Below are 19,624 nucleotides of genomic sequence, written 5' to 3'. Positions count from 1 at the left end.
ATGGGGCCGTGGGTCGGCCCTCTGGGTGGCATTCTCGAAGCACTGCCCGGTGCCACTGAACGGCAGCGGACCCGGCAAATCTCGCGACGCCTGCCGCAAGGTCGGCCCGGCAGGCTGCTCGGGAGTGTAGGAACGCCCCTGCCCCACCCGCTTCGCTTTAGCCGTCAGGCACTTTTCATTTCATGACCAAGGCTCTATAAGCTAGAAGCCCGCCCACTGCGGGCACCCCGATCTGCAACCGCCTGGAAGCGAGCCACGCCATGACCGTCCAAGCCCGTGCCGCCGTGCTGACCAACTACCTGGAGGTTGCCCGTCACTACGGCCTGAATACTCATGCGCTGATGTCCCAGGCGGGCCTCAGCCAAGCCGTGCTCAACGACCCCGAGCAGCGCATACCGGTGGAGGCGGCCATCCGCCTGATGGAAGAGTCCGCCCGCGTCAGCGGCTGCGAGACCCTCGGCCTGCGCATGGCCGAGCTGCGCCAGCTGTCCGACTTCGGCGAGGTCAGCCTGCTGCTCAGCCACCAGCACAGCCTGCGCGATGCCCTGCAGGTGATCGTGCAATACCGCCACCTGCTCAACGATTCGCTGGCGATCTTTATCGAGGAGGCCGGCAAGACGGTGATCATTCGCGAGGAAGTGGTCACCGACTACCCGAGCCACAGCCGCCAGGCCATCGAGCTGGCCATCGGCGTGATGCACCGTTTCTGCGCCGCCCTGCTAGGCGCACACTGGCACCCGATCAGCGTCAACTTCAGCCATGAAGCCCCGGCGGACCTCTCGGTGCACCGGCGCATGTTTGCCTGCCCGCTGGAGTTCGGCAGCGAGTTCAACGGCATCGTCTGCCCCTCGACCAACCTGGACACCGCCAACCCGCTGGCCAATGCCGCCATGGCCCGGCATGCGCAGCGCTACCTGGATTCGCTGAACCGCGCCGAGGAACACTCGCTGGAGCAGGACGTGCGCAAGGCCATCTACCTGCTGCTGCCCATGGGCCGCGCCACCATCGAGCAGATTGCCCAGGCCCAGGGCATGAACGTGCGCACCCTGCAGCGCCGCCTGGAAGAGGAAGGCGCAACCACCTTCAGCGATCTGATCAACGGCGTGCGCCGCGAGCTGGTGATCCGCTACATGGAAAACCCCGGTTACACCCTGGGGCGTATCGCCGACATGCTCGGCTACTCCTTGCCGAGCTCATTCACCCGTTGGTTTATCTCGCAGTTCGGCATGCCGCCGGCGGCCTGGCGCAGCGAGCACAAGATCGTGCCGCGCAAGCACAGCTAGCGCGGACCGCATGCGGATTGGCCTGGTCAGTTGCTGGACGGGGGCTGGACCGCCACCGTTGACCTCTCCCCCGCCACCAGCACGGCCTGCGCCAGCTCATCGAGATCGATCACGGCACGCCCGAGATAGAACTCGGCACCGCCATGGGTCTGGCTGGTGCTCTGCTGCAACTCGGCGCGCACGAACTGGTAACTGCTGTTGATCTTGCGCAGCACCTCGACATGCTCGGGGTGGCGCTGCAACAGGCTATCGAAGCCCTGCTCGATGCTCCGTTCGAGCGCCTGCAACGCTTCGCTCGACAGGGGCTGCTGGGTCTGCTCAGGCAAGGGGTAGTGGCGCAGCTGGTAGTCCAGCAACAGGCTGGCCAGCGCATTGCTCTGCGCGTTGAGGGGCAGGCGAGCCGCCAGTTCGGCCGGGCTCAGCGGTGCCTGCAGCGCGGCGGCGGCCTGGCGCAGTTGCTGCTGTTGCAGCAACAACTGCCGAACCAGCTGCGGATAGCGCTGGCGCTGACGCCTGGGCAGCGCGTCCAGCTCGGTGAAGAGCCGCTGCATGACCCGCAGCGGCTGCACCAATGCGGGCGGCTGGCCGAGCTGGACGATGGTCGTATCCAGGCTCTGCAGATGCTGGAACACCGCCGTCAGGCCGCGCGGATCGGGCTCGCGTTCCAGCGGGTTGAAATACAGCAGGGCACTGGCGCACAGCAGCTGGCTGCGACTGCCGAGCTCGCTCAGCTGCTGAGCACTGCGCTCATCACCCCAGACCAGTGAAACGTGCAGGCACAACAGACACACCACGACTATCGTTCGCATCTTCCCTCTCCTCGCTTTTTATTGTTATGGCGGGTGCTATGACGAATCGGTTCGATTGCTTCGGTTTACTCCCGCAGTGGTGAACCCAGTGGGCGGCATGCCGCGCCAGGCGTGGCGTCGTGCCAAAATAAAAACCGGTCGGCTGCCGAAACAGCCGCCGTAAAGGTTCCGCGGGAATACCCCGCGGAAAAGTGCCACGCGCCGCCATGGAGTAAACGGCGCGCAACGCTTAGCGCAGGATCTGGCAGCCCGTCACGGCCTGCAGGTCCTCGAAACTCACATCGGGGGCCATTTCCACCAGGCGCAGACCGCCGTCGGTGACGTCCAACACGGCCAGGTCGCTGATGATCCGATCGACCACGCCGACGCCGGTCAGCGGCAGGTCACAGCGCTCGAGAATCTTGTGCGTGCCGCCCTTGGCGCAGTGCTCCATCAGCACCACCACGCGCTTGACCCCGGCCACCAGGTCCATCGCGCCGCCCATGCCCTTGACCATCTTGCCGGGGATCATCCAGTTGGCCAGGTCGCCCTGCTCCGACACCTGCATGGCCCCCAGCAACGCCAGGTTGATGTGGCCGCCACGGATCATGGCGAAGCTCTCGGCACTGTCGAAGAAGCTGCTGCCGGGCAAGGTGGTAATGGTCTGCTTGCCGGCGTTGATCCGGTCCGGGTCGATCTCTGCCTCATCCGGGAACGGGCCGATGCCGAGCAGGCCGTTCTCGCTCTGCAGCCACACATCCATGCCCTCGGGAATGTAGTTGGCGACCAGGGTCGGCAGGCCGATGCCGAGGTTGACGTAGAAGCCGTCCTGCAGCTCAAGGGCGGCGCGCTGCGCCATTTCTTCACGGGTCCAGGCCATGCTCAGTTCCTCACCGTACGGACTTCGATACGTTTTTCCGGGCTGCGGTTGAGCACCAGACGCTGCACATAGATGCCCGGCAGATGGATCTCGTCCGGGCTCAGTTCGCCGACCTCGACGATATCCTCGACCTCGGCGACGCACACCTGGCCGGCCTTGGCGCACAGCGGATTGAAGTTGCGCGCGGTCTTGTTGAACATCAGGTTGCCGGCCTTGTCCGCCACCGCGCCCTTGATCAGTGCCAGGTCGGCGCTCAGCGCCCGCTCCATGACGTACCAGTGGCCATCGAACTGACGGGTTTCCTTGCCTTCGGCGATCAGCGTGCCGTAGCCGGTACGGGTGTAGAAGGCCGGGATGCCGGCACCACCGGCGCGCAGCTTCTCGGCCAGAGTGCCCTGGGGAGTGAATTCCAGCTCCAGCTCGCCGGCCAGGTACTGGCGCTCGAACTCCTTGTTGCCACCGACGTAGGAGGAAATCATCTTCTTGATCTGCCGGCTGTACAGCAGCGGACCGAGGCCGAAGTCATCCACCCCGCAGTTGTTGCTGATGATGGTGAAGCCGCTCTTGCCGGTTTCACCCAGCGCCGCGATCAGCCGCTCGGGAATGCCGCACAGGCCGAAGCCGCCGGAGGCGATGGTGATGCCGTCGTGGACGATGCCGGCCAGCGCGGCATGGGCATCGGGATAAAGCTTGTTCATGAAAGTCCTCTGCTTGAATGGGCGCAGCGCACAGGGGTGGGTAGTGGTGTGAGCCGGCTCAGGCCCCCCAGTGCAGCAACAGCAGCACCAGGGCGACGAGGAAGACGCTCTCGCCGATCATCAGCAGGATCGGCTTGATCCCCACCGCGGCCAGTTCCTTGATCTGGGTCTTCATGCCCAGGGCGCTGATGGCCACCACCAGGCACCAGCGCGACAGCTCGTTGACTCCGTCCTGTACCACCTGCGGCACCCAGCCGGTGCTGTTGACGCAGGCCAGCACGAGGAAGCCGACGGCGAACATCGGCAGCAATGGCGGGCGCTTGCCGGTCGGGTCGGCACCCTGCATACGAGTGATCATGGCCGCGGCGACGATCACCGGCAGCAGCATGGCCACGCGCATCAGCTTGACCACGGTGGCGGTGTCGCCGGTCTCGGTGGACATGCTGTAGCCGGCACCGACCACCTGGGCCACATCGTGGATGGTGGCACCGAGAAACACCCCGGCCACCTGCGGCGACAGGCCGGCCCAATTGGCGATCATCGGGTAGAGAATCATCGCCACGGTGGACAGCGCCGACACGCCAATCACGGTAAACAGAACGGCGCGCTCCTTCTGCGGGTGATTGGGCAGCGCGGCGGCCAACGCCAGCGCCGCCGAGGCACCGCAGATAGCCGTGGCACCGCCGGTGAGCATGCCGAACAGGCGCTGGAAACCCATCAGCTTGGCCGTCACCACCGACACCAGGATGGTCACCACCACCAGGGTCACCACCAGCACCGGCGGCTTCCAGCCCAGCGCGGCGATCTGTTCCAGGGTGATGCGCATACCCAGCAGCGCCACGCCGATGCGCAGCACGCTGCGCGCGGTGAACTCGATGCCGGCCTTGCACTGGCCTTCAGCGGAGAGAAAATTCAGCGCCATGCCGAGCAACAGGGCGAACAGCATCACCGGCGCGCCGTAATGCTCGGAGAGAAAGGTCGCGGCGGCGGCGACAATCAGGCTGACCACGACGCCCGGTGCCAATTCGCGCCCGCGCGTGTGGATGGTGGCAAACGCGAGACTGCTCATGCCGACTGCCCCTGGGCGGCGCTGTAGGCCAGTGCCTCATGCATGGCCGCCAGCAGCGCCTCGGCCGGTTGCGCCCCGGACACCGCCTGGCGGCGGTTGAGAATGAAGTGCGGCACCCCGCCCGCCGCCGCGTTGACCCGGCCGACAAAGGGGCTGGCGTCGCCGCGCAGGCAATCGGCCACAGCCGACTGCTCAAGGCCACAGGACTCGGCGATGGCCAGCAGGGTCGCGCTATCGCCGAGGTTTTCGCCCTGCAGGAAATAGGCGGCGAACAGGCGCTCCAGCAGCGCCGCGCGCTGGGCCGGCGTGGCCACGGCGTCGGCCCGCTGCAGCAGGCGATGAGCGTCGGCGGTATTGGGCATGCGGGCGATGCTGGCCAGGGAAATCTCCAGCCCGGCTACCGCCGCGGCCTGCTGCACCTGAGCCTGGCGCTGACGCACAGCCTCGGCGCTGCCCAGCCGGTTGAGGTAGAACTCGGCGAAAGGCTCGCCCTGCGCCGACAGCTGCGGCAACAGCTGCACGCCGTGCCAGGCCAGGTCGACCTCGACCTCCGGGCGGCTGACGTGCAGCAGCTCGAGGGCACGTTCCAGCTGGCGCTTGCCGATCAGGCACCAGGGGCAGATGAAATCGAAGAACACATCGATACGCAGCGCACGACTCATGCCTGTGCCCCCAGTGCGGCATCGACAGGTTTATCCTCGACGCCCTCGCCTTGTAGGCGGGCCATGTCCTTGTGGTAATGGCGCTTGCCATAGAGGAACACCGCCGCTGCCGCGATACTGACCAGCGGCACCAGCTGGAAGGCGTTGTCCAGGCCGATCAAGTCGGAGAGCTTGCCCGTCAGCAGCGGGCCGGTGGCCAGGCCGAGCAGGTTGTTGGCCAGGGTCAGGGTGGCGAAGGCGGTGGCGTGCACGCTGTAGTGGGTCAGGTTGGCGACCATGGCACCGGCCGGGCCCGAGGTGCCAGCGGCGATCACCATCCCCAGGCAGATCATCACCAGCTGCGGCATCCCGAACGGCAGGGCGAAAGCCAGCAACAACAGCAGGCAGCTGCCCAAACAGTAGGCGATGGACAGCACGAACTTGCGATCCGGACGGTTACGGCACATGCGGTCGCTGAGCATGCCGCAGAGGATCATGCCGACGCCGCTGCACAACACGATGATCGCCGACATCGCGCCGGCCTTGTCGGTGGCCATGCCATAAAAACGGTTGAGGTAGCTGGGCATCCACACGATCACGGTGCCGCCGACGAACAACTGCAGACCGCTGCCGACATAGGCGCTGAGCACCGAGCGGCTGGAGTACAGGGTGCGCAGCGGCCGGCTGACCTTGTCCGCCACCTTGCGCGCGGCAGAGGCTGCCGTCTGCGGGGCGATCCGCGAGGTCCTGACGATGATCGGGTAGAGCACAGCCAGCAGCAGGCCGAACAGCGCCATCCCGGCAAACGCCCAGCGCCAACCAAAATGCTGGGCCAGCACGCCGCCGGCGGCCATCCCCAGCACCGAACCGAACATGCCACCGGAAATAAAGGCCCCGGACAGGGTCGCGCGCATCTCGCGGGGGAACACCGAGACCACCACGGCGATGCCGACGCTGCCGTAGGCGGCCTCGCCGACCCCGACCAAAAAGCGCGCAACGAACATCTGCTGATAGTTCTCGGCCAGAGCGCAGCCCAGGGTCGCCAGGCTCCACAGCACGGCCATGATGGTCAGGCTCTTGATCCGGCCGAAACGGTCGGCCATGAGCGACAGGGGGAAAGTCAGCAAGCCGACCATCAGGGCGACGATGCCGCTGAGCAGGCCGAGCTGGCTGTCGGACAGCACCCATTCGCTCTTCAGCAGCGGGAACACCGCGTTGAGCACCTGCCGCGACATGTAGTCGGAGATCAGCAGGCCGAACGTCAGGGCAAAGACGATCCAGGCATAGGTGCGCGGAATGCCGAACGACGTGTCGACGTCGCTATCCGCCGGGCTGTGGTGAAAGGCCATGGTGCCTCCGGTTGCCTTGCGTGAACTTATTGTGGCTTTGGGGCAGTTGCAGGGTGGGTTAGACCGAAGGCCGCCACCGTGCAACTGCGGGTGAATCACTTGCGCAGGAAGCCCTGCTGACCGGCCTTGGGATTCGGGGCGAAGCCGTTGGCGGCCAGGGTTTCTTCGACGGTGTCGTAGAACACGCCGATCTTGAGGATTTCGCGGGCTTCCTGGCCGTTGGCAACCGGGCGACCGATCTCTTTGGCGATGCGCACCAGCTGTTCGATCTGCTCGACGGAGGTCATCCTGCGCGAACGGTCCTGGGTCCAGATGTTGTCCTCGATACCGCAGCGCACGTGCAGGCCCATCGCCATGCCCATCAGGTTGACCGGCAGGGTGTTGAGCATGGTGCTTTCCACCGTCAGCATGGTGCCGTCGGGGATGGCACGCAGGAAGTTGGCCAGGCTGTAGATATGCGGCTGGTCCATGCCACCGCCGATCGCCACCCAGTTGCACGCCAACGGTCCCTTGTAGACGCCGCGGCGGATCAGACGCTCCACCGACTCGTAGCTGTTGATGTTGTAAAACTGGAAGGCGCTCTGGATGCCCGCAGCGCTGAGGCGCTTGACGTGCTCCTCGATAAAGCTCGGGCCCGAGGGCACGATCATCTCGCGGTAGGCCTCAAAGGTATCGCTAGCCATGGAGGTGCCGGCGTAGTCGCGCACATCCATCTGCTCGGTGACGTTCATCTGCGTGGTGTTGACCGTCACCGTGACCTGGTCGGGCTTGGGATCGAGTTCGGCGAGCATGTGACGGGTGTCGTCATGCAGCCACTGCGCCGCCGCGCCGTCTTCCGGAGGGGCGAAGGAGATGGAGCCACCGACCTGGATGACCATGTCCGGCACGGCCTTGCGTACGCCGGCAATCAGCTCGTTGAACTTGGACAGGCGTTTGGAACCCTTGCCGTCCAGCTCGCGCACATGCAGGTGGAGTACCGAGGCACCGGCTGCGTAGCAGTCGACGGCCTTCTGAATCTGTTCTTCCATGGTCACCGGAATGTCTTCCGGGTAGTCGGAGGGGAACCATTCGGGGCCATAGGGGGCCGCAGTGATGACGAGTTTGTCCTGATTTTCAGGAAAGAGAGAACCGTCAAGGAAGTTCATGCCTGTTGCCTCAAATAATTATTAGTAAGTGGCGCGACTGGATGTTTCGACTCAGTAGGTCGTGTCGCCGATGATCCCGGCACGTTCCATCTTGCGATGGCACGCCGGGTAGTCCATGACGGCGTAGTGCTGGGTACAACGGTTGTCCCAGATCGCCACGCTGTTCGGCTGCCAGCGCCAGCGCACCTGGTACTCGGGGATGTACGCCTGGCTGATCAGGTAGCGCAGCAGGTCGGAAGCCCCTGGATTGGCGTCCTGGCCGAAGCGCACCCGCTCGGGGGTGTGGTAGTTGCTGAAGTGGGTGGTGAAGGCGTTGACGAACAGAACCTTCTCGCCGGTTTCCGGGTGGGTACGCACCACCGGGTGCTCGGCATCCGGATAGGTCGCCTTGAGCGCCAGGCGCTTGTCGATCGGCATGGCCGCACCGAAGCTCGCCTCGATGCTGTGGCGGGCACGCAGGCCCTCGATCTTGCTCTTGATCTCGGCCGGCAGGTTTTCGTAGGCCAAGGCCATATTCGCCCACATGGTGTCGCCACCTACCGGCGGGCACTCCACACAGCGCAGCACACAGCCCATGGGCGGTGCCTCGCGCCAGGTGGCGTCGGTGTGCCAGGCGTTTTCGTAACGGTCGTTGGGCGCGTCCGGCGACTTGTAGATGCGCACCAGGCCCGGATACTCCGGGTCGCTGCCGGCCACCGGGTGGTCCTCCAGCTCGCCGAAGCGGCGGGCAAAGGCCACGTGTTCGGCCCGGCTGAAGTCCTGGTCGCGCAGGAACAGCACCTTGTGTTGCAGCAGCAGTTGCTTGATCTCGGCGAACAGGCCGTCGTCGCGCGCTGCATCACCCAGGTTCACACCACTCAGTTCGGCACCGATGGCACAGGTCAGTTGTTCGACTCGCATGACAGTTGCCCCCCTCAGATGACGAAGATCGATGAACCCGTGGTCTTGCGCGACTCCAGGTCGCGGTGCGCCTGCACCGCGTCCTGCAGGGCGTAGTGCTGGTTGATCTCGATCTTGATCCGGCCGCTGCCGACGTGGTCGAACAGCTCGCCGGCCAGGGCGGCCTTCTCGGCCGGATCGGCGATGTAGTCGGCCAGGGCCGGGCGGGTCATATACAGCGAGCCCTTCATCGCCAGCAGCTGCGGGTTAAAGCCTTCGATCGGACCGGAGGCGGTGCCGACGCAGACCAGCAGGCCACGACGCTTGAGCGAATCCAGCGAACCCATAAAGGTGTTCTTGCCGACGCTGTCGAACACCACGTTGACGCCGACGCCGTCGGTCATCTCACGCACGCGCTGGGCGACGTCTTCATGGCTGTAGTTGATGCAGTGGTCGCAACCGTGGGCCCGGGCGATTTCCGCCTTGGCATCGCTGGACACGGTACCGATCACGGTGAGGCCGAGCAGCTTGGCCCACTGCGCCACGATCAGGCCGACACCGCCGGCGGCAGCGTGCAGCAGGATGCTGTCACCCGGCTTGAAGTCATAGATACGGCGCATCAGGTACGCCGAGGTCAGGCCGCGCATGGTCATGGCCGCGGCGGTCTCGAAGGCGATGGTTTCCGGCAGCTTGATCAGTGGCGCGGCAGAAATCAGGCGCTCGGTGCTGTAGGCCCCGAGGGTATTGAGAAAGCCGGTGTAGGTCACCCGGTCGCCCACCGCCACGTTGCTCACACCCTCGCCCACGGCCTGCACCACTCCGGCGGCTTCCACGCCCATGCCGTTGGGCATTGGAATTGGGTAGGTGCCGTTGCGGAAATAGGTGTCGGCGTAGTTCAGGCCCACTGCGACGTGGCGCAGACGCACCTCACCCGGGCCCGGGTCGCCTACCTCGACGTCCTCGTAGCGAAGGACTTCGGGACCACCGGTTTCGTGGAAGCGTACGGCTTTGGCCATGCCTGTTATCTCCAATCAGCTATCTGGGCGAACTGCGTCGATTTGCGTTGGTTGGACTGTAGGGCGCAGGTTGTTTGAGCGCTTCACATCAGACGACAGCCACTTTTCATTTAATGACAAACACCGCCAGCCGCCCCCTTCCTATAACCTGCGCCTCAGCCACAGCAGGGCCAACCCGTTGCCGTCGTTGCACAGGGTCATAGCCGCTTGTAATACTGCCGTGACCGCACCCAGCGATCAGCATTGGAAGGCCTTGAACCCGTGCGCATCCTAATCACCGGCGGAGCCGGCTTTATCGGTTCGGCACTGATTCGTCATCTGCTGGCCAACACCGAACACCAGGTGTTCAACCTCGACAAACTGACCTATGCCGGCAACCTCGAGTCGTTGCTCAGCGTCGCGGCGCACCCGCACTATCGCTTTCTGCAGGCGGATATTGCCGACAGCACGGCAGTCGCTCAGGCACTGGCTGAATTTCAGCCCGACGCCATCATGCACCTGGCGGCGGAGTCGCATGTCGACCGCTCGATTGACGGGCCGGCGGCCTTTATCCAGACCAATATCGTCGGCACCTACACCTTGCTCGAAGCCACGCGCGCCTACTGGCTGCAACTGGACCCGGCGCGCAAGGCGGCGTTTCGCTTCCACCATATTTCCACCGACGAGGTGTATGGCGACCTGCACGGTGTCGACGACCTGTTTAGCGAGTCCACGCCCTACGCCCCCAGCTCGCCCTACTCGGCCAGCAAGGCGGCCTCGGATCATCTGGTGCGCGCCTGGCAACGCACCTATGGCCTACCAGTGCTGGTCAGCAACTGCTCGAACAACTACGGCCCCTATCACTTCCCGGAAAAGCTGATCCCGCTGGTGATCCTCAATGCCCTGGATGGCAAGCCGCTACCGGTATACGGCAATGGCCAGCAAGTACGTGACTGGCTGTATGTGGAAGACCATGCCCGCGCGCTGTTAACGGTGGTGAGCGAGGGCCAGGTCGGCGAGACGTACAACATCGGCGGGCACAACGAGCAGCAGAACCTGCATGTGGTGGAGAGTATCTGCGCACTATTGGATGAGTTGGCCCCACGCCAGAGCGGCTCGTATAAGGCGCAGATCAGCTTCGTCAGCGACCGCCCAGGGCACGATTTGCGTTACGCCATCGATGCCCGCAAGATCGAACGCGAACTGGGCTGGAAACCCGAGGAAACTTTCGCCAGTGGCCTGCGCAAGACCGTGCGCTGGTACCTGGATAACCTCGACTGGTGCCGCCGCGTGCAGGATGGTCGCTACCAAGGCGAGCGTCTCGGCGCACTTTAAGGAACCGCACCCATGAAAGGCATCATCCTCGCCGGAGGCGCAAGCACCCGCCTACACCCGACGACCCTCGGCGTCTCCAAACAGCTGTTGCCGATCTACGACAAACCGATGATCTATTACCCGATCTCGGTGCTGATGCTCGCCGGCATCCGCGAGATCCTGATTATCTCGACCCCGCAAGACCTGCCCAATTTCCAGAAGATGCTCGGCGATGGCAGCCAGTTCGGCGTGCATTTCGCCTATGCCGAACAATCCTCGCCCGATGGCCTGGCCCAGGCCTTTGTGATTGGCGAACGCTTTATTGGTGGCGGCTCGGTGTGCCTGATCCTCGGCGACAACATCTTTCATGGCCAGCACTTCACCGAGAAGCTGCTGCGCGCCGCCGCCGAACCTTCGGGGGCCACCGTTTTCGGTTATTGGGTCAGTGACCCGCAGCGCTTCGGTGTTATCGAGTTTGATGAGCATGGCAAGGCCATCTCCATCGAGGAAAAACCGGCAGTGCCGAAGTCCAGCTACGCGGTCACCGGCCTGTACTTCTACGACAACGATGTGATCGCCATCGCCAAGGCGGTCAAACCCTCGGCACGCGGCGAGCTGGAGATCACCGACGTCAACAACGCCTACCTGCAACGCGGCGACTTGCGCGTCGAGCGCTTTGGCCGCGGTTTCGCCTGGCTCGACACCGGCACGCCCGACAGCCTGCTGGACGCCGCAAAGTACGTGCAGACCATCGAACACCGTCAGGGCTTGAAAATCGCCTGCCTGGAGGAAATTGCCTACCAGCAGGGCTGGATCGATCGCCAGCAACTACTGGCACAGGCCAACGCCTTCGGTAAAACCGGCTACGGCCAGTACCTGTTCAAATTGGCCGAGGAGTGAGCATGCAGGCTGTTAGCACTGACCTCCCCGGCGTGATCATTCTCGAACCCAAGGTGTTCGGCGATCAACGCGGGTTTTTCTTCGAAAGTTTCAATGCCCGCAGCTTTGCCGAAGCCACCGGCCTGCAGCGCGAATTTGTGCAGGACAACCACTCGCGCTCGCAACGCGGCGTGCTGCGTGGCCTGCATTACCAAGTGCAGCAGGCGCAGGGCAAGCTGGTGCGGGTCACCGCCGGAGAGGTCTACGACGTGGCCGTGGACCTGCGCCGCAGCTCGCCGACCTTCGGCCGCTGGGTCGGCGTGCACCTGTCTGCCGAAAACAAGCGCCAGCTCTGGGTGCCGGAAGGTTTCGCCCATGGCTTTGTGGTGCTCAGCGACTACGCCGAATTTCTCTACAAGACCACCGACTACTACGCCCCAGAACATGAGCGCTGCATTCGCTGGGATGACCCGACGCTGGCCATCGACTGGCCGCTGGATGGCGCGCCGCAGCTATCCGCCAAGGATCAGGCCGGTCTCAACTTCGCCGATGCGCAGGTTTTCCCATGAAGATGCTCCTGCTCGGCCAGCACGGCCAGGTCAGCCAGGAACTGCAGCGCGCCCTGCAAGGCACAGGCGAGCTGACGGTGCTGGGCCGCGAACAGCTGGATCTGGCCCAGCCCGAGCTGATTCGCCAGCACATGCAGCGCCTGCGCCCCGAGCTGATCATCAATGCCGCCGCGCATACCGCTGTCGATCAAGCCGAGAGCGAGCCGAAACTGGCCTTCGCGATCAACGCCACAGCGCCCGGCATCCTGGCTGAAAACGCCGCAGAGCTAGGCATTCCGCTGATTCATTACTCCACCGATTATGTATTCGATGGCAGCCAGACCGAGCCTTACCGCGAGAGCGATGCCACAAACCCACTGAGCGTCTACGGCCGTAGCAAGCTGGCTGGAGAGCAGGCAATTCAAGCCGTCGGCGGCGCGCATCTGATTCTGCGCACCAGCTGGGTCTACTCGCTGCACGGGCGCAACTTTCTATTGACCATGCAACGCCTGCTGCAGGAGCGCGAAAGCCTTTCCGTGGTGGCCGATCAGATTGGCGCGCCGACCTGGGCCGGCACCATTGCGCAGGCCACGGCGCAGTTGATCAAGCAGTGGCGCAGCGGCCAGGCCGGGCCCTGGGGCGTTTATCACCTGACCGCACAGGGTGAAACCAGCTGGTTTGGTTTTGCCAGCGCGATTGCCGCGCACCTGCGCAGCCAGGGTAAAAACGTCGCGACACTGCAGCCGATTCCCAGCAGCGCCTACCCAACCCCGGCGCAGCGCCCGCTTAATTCGCGCCTGGATTGCAGCCGCCTGCAACAGGACTGGCAGGTTCAACTGCCGAATTGGCAGCAGGCGCTGTCTGACTGCCTAGCGACTCAATCACTAAACAACTAAGCCCTGAAGCGCTGAATCTGCAGCTGCAAACCAGTCGCCAGCTGCGCCAGGTCACGGCTGGCAATCGAACTCTGCTCCGCACCATTGACCACCTCGCCAATGCTGTCGTTAAGGCTGCTGATGTTCTGGCTGATCTCGTTGGCCACCGCCGTCTGCTCCTCGGTGGCGGCGGAAATCTGCACATTGCCATCGGCAATGCCCTCGATGGCATGCGCGATATGGTTGAGCACCTCGCCGGCCTCGCGGGCATGGCTGACGCTGCTTTGCGCCTGCTCACGCGACAGCTGCATGGCGCTCACCGCGCTGCGCGCGCCACCCTGCAGGGCATCGATCATGCTGCGGATCGACTCGGTGGCTTTCTGCGTATTGCTCGCCAGGCTGCGTACCTCGTCGGCCACCACGGCAAAGCCACGCCCGGCATCACCCGCGCGCGCCGCCTCGATGGCCGCGTTCAGCGCCAGCAGGTTGGTCTGCTCGGCAATGCTCTGAATCACCCCGAGCACCTTGCTGATTTCATCGCTCTGGCTGTGCAGGGTATCGATCACTTCCCCGGCCTTTTCCACCGAAGCCGACAAGCCCTGGATCGCCTTGAGATTGGATTGCACCAGCTCGCTGCCCTGGCGCGCCTCCTTGTTGGCGTCCTCGGCATTGCTGGCGGTGGACTGGGCATTGCGCGCCACTTCCTGCACCGCCACGCTCATCTGGTGCACGGCGGTGGCCACCATGCTGGTCTGATCGCCCTGGGCCGTGGCCGCCTGGCTGACCTGAGCACTGATCGCACTCATTTCCTCAGACGCCGCCGCCAGCTGGGTAGCGGTATCGGCCAGGTGGCGGATCAGCGCCTGCTGGTGTTCGAGCATGGTATTGAAGGCCCGCGCCGTCTCGGAGACCTCGTCGCGGCCACTGGCATCGGCACGCAGGGTCAGGTTGGACGACTGCTGCACCTCGCTGATCAGGCTGCGCAAACCCGACAGCGGCCGAATGATCGACAGGCTGATCAGCAGCGCCGCGCCAAGCAACAGCACCAAGGCCACTGCGCCTATCACTAAAAAGCTGTTGCGGATCGAGCTGTACTGCGCCTGCGCCTCGGTATTGAGTTTCACCCCCTCGTCCAGCTGCAGCTTGATCAAGGCCTCCAGCTCGCCACCCAGCGGATCAATGGCACCGTACAGGCGCTCGTTGAAGCCCTTCGCTTCCTGGGCGCGCAGCTTGCCGCCATCGACTTCGCTGAGCAGCTCGTCGGTCAACCGTTTGACCTGACCGAACATCGACTCGATGCGCTGCACCCGCGTGCCTTCCTCGCGGGTCAGCTTGGTCGAGGTATAGGCACGCCAAGCCTGGTCGGTGCGCTGACTGGCATCGCTGAAATTCTGACGGAAGGTCGCCTCGTCGAACACCCCGGCGCGGTACTTGTGGGTCGCATCGACGATGCTCACCGCATAGGCATCGGAAATGATCTTGAGTTGACTGATCGGCTGCATGCGATCGTTAAATAATTCGGCAAAACTGCTATTGAGGCGACTGGCGTTGGACAACGCCATGGCGATTACCGCAATCAACACCAGCAAGGGCACCACGGCCAGCAACAACAGCCGCGCACGCACCGTTAATTGAGCCAGCATGATGGTATCTCCAAGGACAAGGCGCAGGCTGTCCATGCTGGGCGCAACCAATGGCGACATCCGTACTCCAGAGCGATGTCGAACACCTTGAGTATTGACCATATTGGCGAGCTTGCCCGCTTATTGCATAGGCACTGAAAAGTGATACTTCTACTCGAGTAGCCTGCATGCCCACCCCGCATCCTCACCCGCGTCGCCCGCGCTGGCGCAGCCTGGTAGTCCTGGCATTACTGCTGGTTCCGCTGCTGTGGCCGCTGCAACAACTGGCCGAGCGCTATTACCGCGGCGAGTTGCTCGAACAGAACAGCCAGACCCTCGATCTCTACGTCGCCAACCTGCTCGGCACCCTGCGCCGTTACGAAGTGCTACCGCCGATTCTCGCCGACCTGCCCGCCGTGCGCCTGGCCCTGCAACAGCCGCAGGATGCAGCCGCGCGTCACGCCGCCAACCAGTTGCTGAGCCAGGTGCGCGAGCAGACCGGGGCCGATGTGATCTACCTGATGGCCGCCGATGGCAACACCCTGGCCGCGTCCAACTGGCAGCAGGACGACTCCTTCGTGGCACGCAACTTTTCCTACCGCCCGTATTTCCGCGAGGCCATGCACGGCCGCCCGGGGCGCTTCTTCGGCCTGGGGACCACCTCGGGCAAGCGCGGCTACTTCTTTGCCGCGCCAATCCGCGAGGGCCAGCAGATTCTCGGCGTGATGGTGGTCAAGATCGACCTCGACCACACCGAAACGCTCTGGGGCCAGCGCCCCGAACAGCTGCTGGTGACCGACAACTACGGCGTGGTGATCCTGACCTCGCAGACCGAGTGGCGGTTTCGCGCCACCCGCGAACTGGATAACGCCGAGCGCGCGACAATTGCCGACACCCAGCCGTACCGCGTGCAATCGCCACCGCCGCTGCAGCTCGACGCGAACGCCTGGCTGCGCCAGGACCGCCCGCTCACCGACATCGACTGGACCGTGAGCATTCTCACCCCGCGGGTCCAGCTCGACCGCTCGGCGCGCACCGCCGTCGCGGTCGGCGGCAGCGCGTTGCTGGTGCTGATCCTGCTGCTCGGCCTGCTGATGCAACGCCGCCGCCATTACCTGGAGCGCATTGCCTTCGACAGCCAGGCGCGCCAACAGCTCGAACAGCGGGTGCAGGAGCGCACCCAGGACCTGGAACGCCTCAACAGCCGCCTGAAACAGGAGGTGCTGGAGCGTGAGCAAGCCCAGCAGGAGCTGGTCCAGGCCCAGGACGAACTGGTCCAGGCCAGCAAGCTCTCGGCCCTCGGCACCATGAGCGCGAGCATCAGCCACGAGCTCAACCAGCCGCTCGCGGCGATCCGCAGCTACGCCGACAACGCCGGCGTGCTGCTCGACCAGCAGCGTGCAGAAGAGGCGCGCGGCAACCTCAAGCTGATCAGCCAGATGACCGAGCGCATGGCCTCGATCATCGCCCACCTGCGCGCCTTCGCCCGCCGTGATCGACACGCCCCGGAAAGCGTGGCCCTGCAGCCGGCCATCGATGACGCCCTGGCCCTGCTGGCCAAGCGCCGCCAAGCCATGCAGGTGGAACTGACCCGCGACCTGCCGGACGCCACCCTGTGGGTCCAGGCCGGCGAAACCCGCCTGCGCCAGGTGCTCGGCAACCTGCTGGCGAATGCCCTCGATGCCTTAAGCGAAGTGCCGCCGCCGCGTCGCCTGTGGCTGAGCGCCGAACGCAGCGACTACGGCGTCGACCTGCACCTGCGCGACAACGGCCCCGGCTTCAGCCAGGACGCCCTGCAACGGGCGCGCGAACCCTTCTTCACCACCAAGACCAGCGCCCAGGGCCTCGGCCTCGGCCTGGCCATTTGCGATACCTTGATGCGTGCCCTCGGCGGCGAACTGCTGCTGGCCAACCACCCGGACGGCGGCGCACAGCTGACCCTGCGCCTACGCAGCGCCGATCAGGGCATCCAAACCCAGTCGCCAGAGGATTTTGTTGTATGAGCATGATCGACTCCCGCACCCAGGTCCTGCTGATCGACGACGACCCGCACCTGCGCCAGGCGCTCAGCCAGACCCTTGATCTGGCCGGGCTCAAGGTCAGCAGCCTGGCCGATGCCCGCGGGCTGGCCGCGCGCATCGAACACGACTGGCCCGGCGTGGTGGTCAGCGATATCCGCATGCCCGGTATCGACGGCCTGCAACTGCTGCAGCAACTGCAGGCGCAGGACGCGGAACTGCCGGTGCTGCTGATCACCGGCCACGGCGATGTGCCCCTGGCGGTGCAGGCCATGCGCGCCGGGGCCTATGACTTTCTGGAAAAGCCCTTCGCCAGCGACGACCTGCTCGACAGCGTGCGCCGCGCCCTCGACCTGCGCCGCCTGGTGCTGGATAACCGCAGCCTGCGCCTGGCCCTGGCTGACCGGCAGACCCTGGCCGCGCGCCTGATCGGCCAATCACCAGCGATTGCCCGCCTGCGCGAACAGATTGGCGCGCTGGCCGCGATCAACAGCGACGTGCTGATCCTCGGCGAAACCGGCGCGGGCAAGGAGGTGGTGGCGCGCGCGCTGCACGACCTGTCCAGCCGCCGTACCGGGCCGTTCGTGGCGATCAACGCCGGCGCGCTGGCCGAATCGGTGGTGGAAAGCGAGCTGTTCGGCCATGAGCAGGGCGCGTTCACCGGGGCCTCGAAACGTCGCATCGGCAAGTTCGAATTCGCCAATGGCGGCACCCTGTTCCTCGATGAAATCGAAAGCATGAGCCTCGACGTGCAGGTCAAGCTGCTGCGCCTGCTGCAGGAGCGGGTGGTCGAGCGCCTCGGCGGCAACCAGTTGATCCCCCTGGATATCCGGGTGATCGCCGCGACCAAGGAAGACCTGCGCCAGGCCGCCGACCAGGGCCGCTTTCGCGCCGACCTGTATTACCGCCTAAATGTCGCCACCCTGCGTATTCCGGCCCTGCGCGAACGCGGCGAAGACGCCTTGCTGCTGTTCCAGCACTTCGCCGAAGCGGCCGGCAGCCGCCATGGCCTGCCGCCGCGCAACCTGGCCGGCCAGCAGCGCGCCGCCCTGCTGCGGCATACCTGGCCGGGCAATGTGCGCGAATTGCAGAACGCCGCCGAACGCTTTGCCCTGGGCCTGGAGCTGGACCTCGAGCAGGATCAGGCCATTGTCACTGTGCCCGACAGTGACAACGCCAGCGACGGGCTGAATGCCCAGGTGGAAGCCTTCGAACGCAGCCTGATCAGCGCCGAACTGGCGCGCCCGCACAACTCGCTACGCAGCCTGGCCGAAGCGCTCGGCCTGCCGCGCAAGACCCTGCATGACAAGCTGCGCAAACACGGGCTGAATTTCGCCGACACTGGCGCAACCTCGCCAGACGGCCTCGACTAACTGGCGGAAAACCGCCAAATCTCATCGTTAGCGCTCAAAGGGCTCGGTCTAACCGCGCGCCAGCTCTGGCAGATCACCGGACAACCCCAACGCCTGACGTACAAACAGCGCCTTGGCCTCGGCCTGGCCGTCGACGAAGTCGAGCCCGGCGTTGCGCAGCCAGCGCAGCGGCAGCGGGTCGGCCTGGAACAGCCGCTCAAAGCCTTCCATCGCCGCCATCATCGCCAGGTTATGCGGCATGCGCCGACGCTCGTAACGACTGAGCACCTTCACATCACTCAGGCGCTCGCCGCGCTGCGCGGCATGCAGCAGCACCTCGGCCAACACCGCCACATCGAGAAAGCCCAGGTTGACGCCCTGGCCGGCCAGCGGGTGAATGCTGTGCGCGGCATCGCCGATCAGCGCCAAACCCTCTTCGACATAACGCTTGGCGTGGCGCTGACGTAGCGGAATACAGACCCGCGGGTCGGCCTGCAGTACCTCGCCCAGGCGATGCTCGAAGGCAAAGCCCAGCGCACGACGGAAGCCCGCATCATCCAGGGCCATCAGGCGCTCGGCTTCAGTTGGCGTAACCGACCAGACGATCGAGCACCAATGCTCACCTTCGGGACCAGCCAGCGGCAAAAAGGCCAGCGGGCCGTCATCGGTAAAGCGCTGCCAGGCGGTGGCCTGGTGCGGCTTGGCGCAACGCACGCTGGTGACGATGGCGTGGTGCAGGTAATCCCATTCGCGGGTGGCGCACCCGGCCAGGCGGCGCACCGCCGAGTTGGCCCCGTCGGCGGCAATCAGCAACGGCGCACGCAGTTCACGGCCATCGCTCAGGCTCAGCAACCAGCCATCACCGGAGCGGCGCAGCTGTTCCAGGCGGGCATTGGCCAGCAGGCCGATCGGGCTGTCGTGCAGGCGTTCGAGCAGGGCATCCTGGACCACGCGGTTCTCGACGATATGGCCCAGCGATTCGGCGTGCACGCTGGCGGCGCTGAAATGAATCTGCCCAGTACCGGAACCGTCCCACACCTGCATCTCGCCATAGGGGCTGGCGCGCCGTGCGGCGATCCCGTGCCACACGCCGAGACGGTCGAGAATGCGCTGGCTGGCCACCGACAGCGCGCTGACCCGCGGCTCGAAAGGCGCGAGGGCGTCGAAAGGCTTGACGCTGAGCGGGCCGCCATCGACCAGCAGAATCTCCAGGCCCTGGTCCTGCAGGGCCAGCGCCAGGGCGCTGCCCACCATTCCTGCACCGACGATGATCAGGTCCGCTTGCATGG

The 19,624-nt window shown here is 64.9% G+C and carries 18 protein-coding genes; 7 read left to right on the top strand and 11 right to left on the bottom strand.

Annotated features, from left to right (window positions below):
* The first annotated feature begins 260 nt into the window (after nt 1-260).
* Nucleotides 261-1,283 (top strand): AraC family transcriptional regulator, encoded by a 1,023-nt coding sequence (locus WBK23_RS19865; RefSeq protein ID WP_424485654.1) that lies wholly within the window; start codon nt 261-263, stop codon nt 1,281-1,283.
* A 26-nt stretch (nt 1,284-1,309) separates the two neighbouring features.
* On the opposite strand, the gene WBK23_RS19860 is transcribed toward WBK23_RS19865, so the two are convergent.
* The 9 genes from WBK23_RS19860 to WBK23_RS19820 form a co-directional block, all read right to left on the bottom strand.
* The gene (locus tag WBK23_RS19860) at nt 1,310-2,092 is read right to left on the bottom strand and encodes a hypothetical protein (protein ID WP_424485653.1); all 783 of its coding nucleotides are present in this window, start codon (nt 2,090-2,092) and stop codon (nt 1,310-1,312) included.
* Between the two features lie 229 nt (nt 2,093-2,321).
* Complete coding sequence (locus tag WBK23_RS19855; RefSeq protein WP_424485652.1) at nt 2,322-2,951, bottom strand: CoA transferase subunit B; 630 nt, start codon at nt 2,949-2,951, stop codon at nt 2,322-2,324.
* A gap of 2 nt (nt 2,952-2,953) precedes the next feature.
* Nucleotides 2,954-3,649, bottom strand: a complete 696-nt coding sequence (locus WBK23_RS19850; protein WP_424485651.1) for a CoA transferase subunit A — start codon at nt 3,647-3,649, stop codon at nt 2,954-2,956.
* 58 nt (nt 3,650-3,707) lie between these two features.
* Nucleotides 3,708-4,718 (bottom strand): YeiH family protein, encoded by a 1,011-nt coding sequence (locus WBK23_RS19845; RefSeq protein WP_424485650.1) that lies wholly within the window; start codon nt 4,716-4,718, stop codon nt 3,708-3,710.
* Nucleotides 4,715-5,380 (bottom strand): DsbA family oxidoreductase, encoded by a 666-nt coding sequence (locus tag WBK23_RS19840; RefSeq protein ID WP_424485649.1) that lies wholly within the window; start codon nt 5,378-5,380, stop codon nt 4,715-4,717. The genes WBK23_RS19845 and WBK23_RS19840 overlap by 4 nt, the downstream gene beginning before the upstream one ends.
* The gene (locus WBK23_RS19835) at nt 5,377-6,708 is read right to left on the bottom strand and encodes an MFS transporter (RefSeq protein WP_424485648.1); all 1,332 of its coding nucleotides are present in this window, start codon (nt 6,706-6,708) and stop codon (nt 5,377-5,379) included. Before WBK23_RS19835 ends, WBK23_RS19840 begins: the two co-directional genes overlap by 4 nt.
* 95 nt (nt 6,709-6,803) lie before the next feature.
* Entirely contained in the window at nt 6,804-7,853 is a 1,050-nt protein-coding gene (locus WBK23_RS19830; protein ID WP_424485647.1) for a 3-keto-5-aminohexanoate cleavage protein, read from the bottom strand.
* 51 nt (nt 7,854-7,904) lie between these two features.
* Complete coding sequence (locus tag WBK23_RS19825; RefSeq protein ID WP_424485646.1) at nt 7,905-8,753, bottom strand: TauD/TfdA dioxygenase family protein; 849 nt, start codon at nt 8,751-8,753, stop codon at nt 7,905-7,907.
* A gap of 14 nt (nt 8,754-8,767) precedes the next feature.
* Nucleotides 8,768-9,748: a quinone oxidoreductase family protein gene (locus WBK23_RS19820; protein WP_424485645.1), complete on the bottom strand. Its 981-nt coding sequence runs from the start codon at nt 9,746-9,748 to the stop codon at nt 8,768-8,770.
* 261 nt (nt 9,749-10,009) lie between these two features.
* Between WBK23_RS19820 and rfbB the strand changes: the two genes are divergently transcribed.
* The 4 genes from rfbB to rfbD are packed head-to-tail and all read left to right on the top strand — an operon-like array spanning nt 10,010 to nt 13,364.
* A complete protein-coding gene (gene rfbB, locus WBK23_RS19815) occupies nt 10,010-11,062 on the top strand; it encodes a dTDP-glucose 4,6-dehydratase (protein WP_424485644.1) in 1,053 nt (350 codons plus the stop codon).
* A 12-nt stretch (nt 11,063-11,074) separates the two neighbouring features.
* The gene (gene rfbA, locus WBK23_RS19810) at nt 11,075-11,941 is read left to right on the top strand and encodes a glucose-1-phosphate thymidylyltransferase RfbA (RefSeq protein ID WP_424485643.1); all 867 of its coding nucleotides are present in this window, start codon (nt 11,075-11,077) and stop codon (nt 11,939-11,941) included.
* Nucleotides 11,942-11,943: 2 nt separating this feature from the next.
* Nucleotides 11,944-12,489 (top strand): dTDP-4-dehydrorhamnose 3,5-epimerase, encoded by a 546-nt coding sequence (rfbC, locus tag WBK23_RS19805; protein ID WP_424485642.1) that lies wholly within the window; start codon nt 11,944-11,946, stop codon nt 12,487-12,489.
* A complete protein-coding gene (rfbD, locus tag WBK23_RS19800) occupies nt 12,486-13,364 on the top strand; it encodes a dTDP-4-dehydrorhamnose reductase (RefSeq protein WP_424485641.1) in 879 nt (292 codons plus the stop codon). The genes rfbC and rfbD overlap by 4 nt, the downstream gene beginning before the upstream one ends.
* On the opposite strand, the gene WBK23_RS19795 is transcribed toward rfbD, so the two are convergent.
* Entirely contained in the window at nt 13,361-14,986 is a 1,626-nt protein-coding gene (locus WBK23_RS19795) for a methyl-accepting chemotaxis protein (RefSeq protein ID WP_424485640.1), read from the bottom strand. The genes rfbD and WBK23_RS19795 overlap by 4 nt on opposite strands.
* A 167-nt stretch (nt 14,987-15,153) precedes the next feature.
* Here WBK23_RS19795 and WBK23_RS19790 point away from each other — a divergent pair, with 167 nt between their 5' ends.
* Both WBK23_RS19790 and WBK23_RS19785 read left to right on the top strand, forming a co-directional pair.
* Nucleotides 15,154-16,968 (top strand): sensor histidine kinase, encoded by a 1,815-nt coding sequence (locus WBK23_RS19790; protein ID WP_424485639.1) that lies wholly within the window; start codon nt 15,154-15,156, stop codon nt 16,966-16,968.
* On the top strand, nt 16,965-18,356 hold the full coding sequence (locus WBK23_RS19785) for a sigma-54-dependent transcriptional regulator (RefSeq protein WP_424485638.1): 1,392 nt from the start codon (nt 16,965-16,967) through the stop codon (nt 18,354-18,356). The genes WBK23_RS19790 and WBK23_RS19785 overlap by 4 nt, the downstream gene beginning before the upstream one ends.
* A gap of 48 nt (nt 18,357-18,404) precedes the next feature.
* Here WBK23_RS19785 and WBK23_RS19780 read toward each other — a convergent pair whose 3' ends face one another.
* Nucleotides 18,405-19,622, bottom strand: a complete 1,218-nt coding sequence (locus WBK23_RS19780; protein WP_424485637.1) for a 2-octaprenyl-3-methyl-6-methoxy-1,4-benzoquinol hydroxylase — start codon at nt 19,620-19,622, stop codon at nt 18,405-18,407.
* Between the last annotated feature and the right edge of the window lie 2 nt (nt 19,623-19,624).

It is taken from the genome of Pseudomonas sp., assembly GCF_049653025.1.
Lineage (GTDB): Bacteria > Pseudomonadota > Gammaproteobacteria > Pseudomonadales > Pseudomonadaceae > Aquipseudomonas.
This window is presented reverse-complemented; position numbering and strand designations above follow the sequence as displayed.